Genomic DNA, 5,628 nt, shown 5'->3' with positions numbered 1-5,628 from the left:
TTTTTATCTCGTATCCTTTTAACAATTCCAATAAACCCGTTTTTAAATTTCAAAACAGTACCTACAGGATAAACTCCAACTGTCCTTATGAAATAATCAACAAGTTTTGGATTCAAGTGGTTTCCTCTCCAACTATAAATTTTTTGAAGTGCATTAAAAGGTGTTAACCCTCGGCGATATGGCTTATCTGTACATATAGCATCATATATATCTGCAATGGCAACCATCATTGAATAGGTACTCAATCTATAACCTGGAAGCCCTTTTGGATAACCAAAGCCGGAATATTTTTCGTGATGCTGGAGGGCAATCAACAGAGATTTCCGTGACATACCTTCTGTTTTTTCAAGAATATTAAAGCTGTGAAGAGGATGTTTTTTTATAAGATCATATTCATCATCAGTCAATTTAGCTGGCTTGTTGAGAATAGTTGATGGTATTTTGACAATACCGCAATCATGCAAAAGAGCTCCTGTTCCCAAGATTTTTAATTCATTTTTCGGAAAGCCAAGCCTTTTTCCAAAAAGTATGGACAGAAGGGCAACATTGAGAGAATGTTGATATGTATATTGGTTGAAATTTTTTATTTTCGTTAAAACAAAAACCGACTCTGCATTTCCATCAACCAATTCATTGAGAAAAGCAACTATATTATTGATTTTTTCAGAACCAAGAATTGATGAAGTATTTATCTTTTCAAAAATCTGCTCAACAGATTTCAAGGATTCGTAGTAGATTGCTTTTGCATTTTCATAAGTTAAAATCCTTTTATTATCCTCTTCCTTATCGAATTCCTTTTTTGACTGACGGGAAAACTTCCTTAATATTGCATTAGAATATTTCTTTTTCTCCTTATTACTGTCAACTGCATCGATTGAATCCTTTCCCTTTTCCGTATCTATATAGACTTCATCAATTTGATAGTTACGAATTTTTTCTATCTCTTTCTTGCTTTTGATTAACAGCGAACTTCTGAAAAATGGATGATAACGCCATGGAGTATTCAAGTCTGCTATAAACATACCAACTTTAAGCTTATCAGTTTTGATTTTCTTAATCATAAGCACATGTATAATTTTTTTCAGGGAAGTGATAGACAATCTTATATAATCGTAACAACTGCCCTATTCTTTTAGATAGAATTTTGGAATGGAATCGATTTATTTTTTAAATGAATAAAGATGTGATAATATTACCGAAGCTGCAGCTGAAACATTTAGAGAATCGATAACTCTTGTAGTAGGAATAAAGAAGAGGTCATCACAAACTGTTTTTAGTAGCCGCCTTATACCTTTGCCCTCACTTCCCAATACAATGACCTTCTTTTTGGGGAAATCCATCTCCCGAATCGAATGTGATGCTTCAGCATCAGCGCCATAAATCCAGAATCCAATATCTTTTAATCTTTCAGCCAATTTTACAAGATTTGTAACTACAACAATTTTCATATGTTCAACAGCGCCTGCTGATGCTTTGCACACAGTGGCTGTAACAGGCGCGCAATTTCGTTCTTCTGTTACGATATAATCAACACCGAAAAGTAGAGCACTTCGTATTATAGAGCCAAAATTCATCGGATCAGTAATCCCATCCAAGAAGAGAACAAAAGAATCTTCCTTGTCCGAAACTTCCTTCAAAAAATCGTCTATTGATAAATATGGATAAGGCGAGATTTCTGCGGCAATACCTTGATGCGTCGAAGAAGAAGCCATTTTTTCTATTTCTCTTTCATCAGAAAAAATTATTCTGATATTTTTCCTTTCAGCTTCCTCAATGATATTGTGAAAAAAATCACTTCTTCTTTTCAGCAGATATATGGAAAAGATTTTTCTTTTTCCCGCTCTTATTGATTCCTTGACAGGATTGAGACCGTAAATGATTTCCTTTTTTTTGAGAGCAGCCCTATCAGGCTTTCTTCCATGTTGTCCCTTGCGGACCATCTTCCAAGATTATACCTTTGCTCTTTAATTCATCCCTAATTCTATCGGCTTCAGCCCAATTCTTTTGTTGTCTTGCTTCGCTTCTCTTTGCAATGAGCTCCTCTATTTCTTCTTCTGAAAGAGTATCCAACTGCTGTGTGGTGCGGGCTTTTTTGAACCATTCATCAGGCGTATGTGAAAGTATGCCAAGTATCTTCCCTGCCATTAAAATCTCAGCACAGGAGTTTGCAAGCTTTCCCCTATTATTACTCTTCGTTGCATCTAAGGATGAAGCACTCTTATTGATTTCCTTTACATATTCAAAAAGCCGACCGATGGCAAGGGCAGTATTGAAATCATCATCCATTGCTTCTTCAAAGGACTTCATAAAAGAAGATGCGTCTCTCTTGCCTTTACCTTTGACTGAATCCAATCTTTCCTTCTGTGCTTCGATATTGACACCTTTATCTCTGAGCATGCCAAGAGTAGTATATATGCGGTCTAAACTTGCGCAGGCATTTTTAATATTCTCTTCAGAAAAATTGATTGGATTTCTATAATGAGTAGAAAGCAGAAAAAGTCTCAATGCTTCAGCAGGATAGCTTTTTAGTATATCTCTAATTGTAAAGAAATTTCCCAAAGATTTGGACATCTTCTCTTCATCGATATTCACGAAGCCATTGTGCATCCAATATTTTACAAAAGGTTTGCCGCTAAATGATTCCGACTGAGCAATTTCATTTTCGTGATGGGGAAAGATTAGGTCCTTCCCTCCGCCATGGATATCAAAAGTTTCGCCAAGAATATTCATTCCCATTACAGAGCATTCAATATGCCAGCCGGGACGCCCCTTACCCCAAGGGGAATCCCAAGCAGGTTCATTTTCTTTTGATTTTTTCCAAAGAGCAAAATCAAGGGGATTCCTTTTTTCTTCATCGACTGCAACTCTTGCACCTGCTTGAAGCTCATCAAGATTTTTTCCTGAAAGTTTTCCATATCCTCTGAATTTCTCCACCTCGAAATAGACACTTCCGTCTATTTCATAGGCAAATCCCTTTTCAATCAACCCTGATACCATCTCAATCATTTTGTCTATAAATTGAGTAGCCCTCGGCTCAACATCTGCATCTCTAATATTGAGTGCTCTCATATCTTTGTAATATTCTTCAATATATTTTTCGGAGATTGCTTTGTAGTCAACGCCTTCCTCGTTAGCCCGATTTATGATTTTGTCATCTATATCTGTAAAATTCTTTACGAAAGTTACATCATAGCCCTTGTATTCCAAGTAATTCCTAATTGTATCAAATGCAGCAGAGCTTCTCGCATGTCCGATATGGCAGACATCATACACTGTTACACCGCAAACATACATTCCCACTTTCCCTTTCTCAATAGGGACAAGCTCTTCCTTTTTGCGTGCCAATGTATTATAAAGTGTTATACTCATTTCATATCTCCAAAAGTAGTGTGTTGGTAAATGAAAAGTTGAAAAATGTCAAGAATGGACAAGGTATTAAAGTAAACTATTCTTTGATTTTCCAATCTTTTTTTATTAGAAAATTCCAAAGAAGGAGAAAGAATGCAAAAAAATTATTATATACTTTTATTCGTAATCCTTTTTTTCCTTGTCATTTTTATAGTAAACAATTCTAAAGGAAATGAAATAGTTTTGAAAGAAGGCGATAAAGCACCTGATTTTACAGCGTTAAATGATGAGGGGAAGAAGGTATCGCTCTCTGACTTCAAAGGCAAGATTGTTGTCTTATATTTCTATCCAAAAGACAATACTCCGGGATGCACGAATGAAGCATGCAGCTTCAGAGATTCATATGAAAAAATCAAAAGTTTGGGAGTTGTTGTGCTTGGAATAAGTCTTGACAATGAAGAATCACATAAAAAATTTAAAGAAAAATATAATCTCCCCTTTACACTTCTAAGCGATAAAGACGGTGAAATTTCAAAAGAATACGGAACTTATACCCAATATTTGAGGACAATCAAATTCGCTAAAAGAATGACTTTTATAATTGATGGCAATGGAATCATAAAAAAAATTTACAAAAAAGTTGATGTTTCTCGTCACAGCGAAGAAGTTTATAATGACATAAAATCTATTTTTGATTTTGAAAAAAAAGATAGTGAGTTATGAGCGCAAAAGAAGGAGAAAAATTTCAAGAAAAAACCAAATATTCCCGTCATTCTTTATCAGGAGGAAGGCTGGACTGGAGCAAAAAGCCGCCTCTTTACAAGGAATATCCAGATAGCAAAAAAATAAAACTTCCGCCTCCAGCACGAGATAAAGAGGAATCTTTTTCAAATATCATAATGAAAAGGCGCAGTATAAGAGATTATAGCAACAGTCCTCTCTCTTTATCTGATTTATCTTATCTCTTATGGGCAACCCAAGGCATCACAGCTCAAATTTACGGCTATGAATTCAGAGCGGCACCTTCTGCAGGCGCATTGTATCCCATTGAAACATATCTTTTAGTGAACAATGTCAAAGAGATTGAAAAAGGAATATATCACTACGCTGTCAAATCACACTCACTTGAAACTATCAAAGAAGGTGATTTTTCCAAAAAAACTGCTTCTGCTGCACTTGGTCAAGATATGGTTGCTTTAGCACCCCTCTGCTTCATCTGGACAGCTATCTTCGAGCGCTCAAAGTGGAAATACAGCGAAAGAGCATATCGCTATGTTTATCTCGATGCAGGACACATCGCCGCGCACCTCTCTCTTGCCGCAGTATCGATTGGGCTTGTGAGCTGTCAGATTGCCGCTTTTTTCGACGATGAAGTCAACGAATTGATTGAAGTCGATGGGAAAGAGGAAAGCACACTCTATATGAGCACAGTAGGAAAACCTATTATCCCTAAAAAGTTATAGCTAATTCATCTTCCAATCTTATTTCACACTTTTAACTTCGTAATAGCGGTCAGCTTCCAATGCTTTCATTATCTTTGCGCCAAGGCAGGGTTTGACATATTTGACCTTAAATTCTCTGCCTACAATGTTGAAAAGCTCAACACAACAACTGCTGGTATGGTTTGTATCCGTTATTGTATAAGGAATTGTCTCTCCATTTTTTTCGACAGCAAATTTTCCCTCGATGAAATTTGAATGCACTGCATCCCAAAATCTGAAGATTTCATCAATTGAATCATCGATTCCAACACTATTTTTAAATGCATCAGCCAGCCTCGATTTAGATTCAGGCGGGAATGCAAGCCATCCTTCGGGAACTTGGCTTTTATATTTACTGGATTCAGCCAATGTCTCTATTTCTTCCCTCGATGGATATGAATCAGGTGAAAAGTCGCTCTCGTTGACTATTACTTCGAGCATCTCTTCATATTTAGATGGTAAACGCTCATCTGAGACAACGAGATATTTCCCATTATAATTTGAGGCATAATACCACGGCGCCGCATCATAACGGCAATTTAAATTCCAAATCTCAGGTGATACGATACCAATTTGAGCCTTTAAAGATTCGCAGGGAAGTTTGACGGCAAGGGAAAATTTTTTTCTTTCGCTCAGAAGCTCTTTTTTTAAATTATCAGTTGCAACCTTGTCCATCCAGTAACAGAATTTTTTAAAGGGTTTTCTCTCTTCCTGCATTTTTTGACTCCTTAAAAGAGATTCTAATTTTTTATTTTAAATCCTATTATTTTAAAAACAAAATTGCTAATTTTTTTATTAA

Annotated in this window: 6 protein-coding genes; 2 read left to right on the top strand and 4 right to left on the bottom strand. The window is 36.1% G+C overall.

Annotation, left to right across the window (positions count from 1 at the left end; genetic code table 11):
• The 3 genes from D6734_11100 to D6734_11090 all read right to left on the bottom strand — a co-directional run.
• Nucleotides 1–1,100, bottom strand: a 1,100-nt coding sequence (locus D6734_11100; protein RMF92969.1) for an HD-GYP domain-containing protein, incomplete at its 3' end; no start/stop codon positions are given.
• 60 nt (nt 1,101–1,160) lie between these two features.
• Nucleotides 1,161–1,940 carry a 23S rRNA (guanosine(2251)-2'-O)-methyltransferase RlmB gene (rlmB, locus tag D6734_11095; protein ID RMF92968.1) on the bottom strand — a complete coding sequence of 260 codons (780 nt, stop codon included), beginning with the start codon at nt 1,938–1,940 and terminating at the stop codon, nt 1,161–1,163.
• Nucleotides 1,906–3,369, bottom strand: a complete 1,464-nt coding sequence (locus D6734_11090; protein ID RMF92967.1) for a cysteine--tRNA ligase — start codon at nt 3,367–3,369, stop codon at nt 1,906–1,908. The genes rlmB and D6734_11090 overlap by 35 nt, the downstream gene beginning before the upstream one ends.
• A gap of 132 nt (nt 3,370–3,501) precedes the next feature.
• On the opposite strand from D6734_11090, the gene D6734_11085 reads away from it, so the two are divergent.
• Nucleotides 3,502–4,071 carry a peroxiredoxin gene (locus D6734_11085; protein ID RMF92966.1) on the top strand — a complete coding sequence of 190 codons (570 nt, stop codon included), beginning with the start codon at nt 3,502–3,504 and terminating at the stop codon, nt 4,069–4,071.
• On the top strand, nt 4,068–4,811 hold the full coding sequence (locus tag D6734_11080; GenBank protein ID RMF92965.1) for a SagB/ThcOx family dehydrogenase: 744 nt from the start codon (nt 4,068–4,070) through the stop codon (nt 4,809–4,811). The genes D6734_11085 and D6734_11080 overlap by 4 nt, the downstream gene beginning before the upstream one ends.
• A gap of 18 nt (nt 4,812–4,829) precedes the next feature.
• Here the strand turns inward: D6734_11080 and D6734_11075 are convergent, their stop codons facing one another.
• Nucleotides 4,830–5,546, bottom strand: coding sequence for a hypothetical protein (locus D6734_11075; GenBank protein RMF92964.1), 717 nt, complete (start codon nt 5,544–5,546; stop codon nt 4,830–4,832).
• Between the last annotated feature and the right edge of the window lie 82 nt (nt 5,547–5,628).

The sequence above is a fragment of the Candidatus Schekmanbacteria bacterium genome, assembly GCA_003695725.1.
Taxonomy (GTDB): domain Bacteria; phylum Schekmanbacteria; class GWA2-38-11; order GWA2-38-11; family J061; genus J061.
The sequence above is the reverse complement of the archived record's forward strand: the minus strand, read 5'-3'. Positions and strand labels throughout refer to the sequence as shown.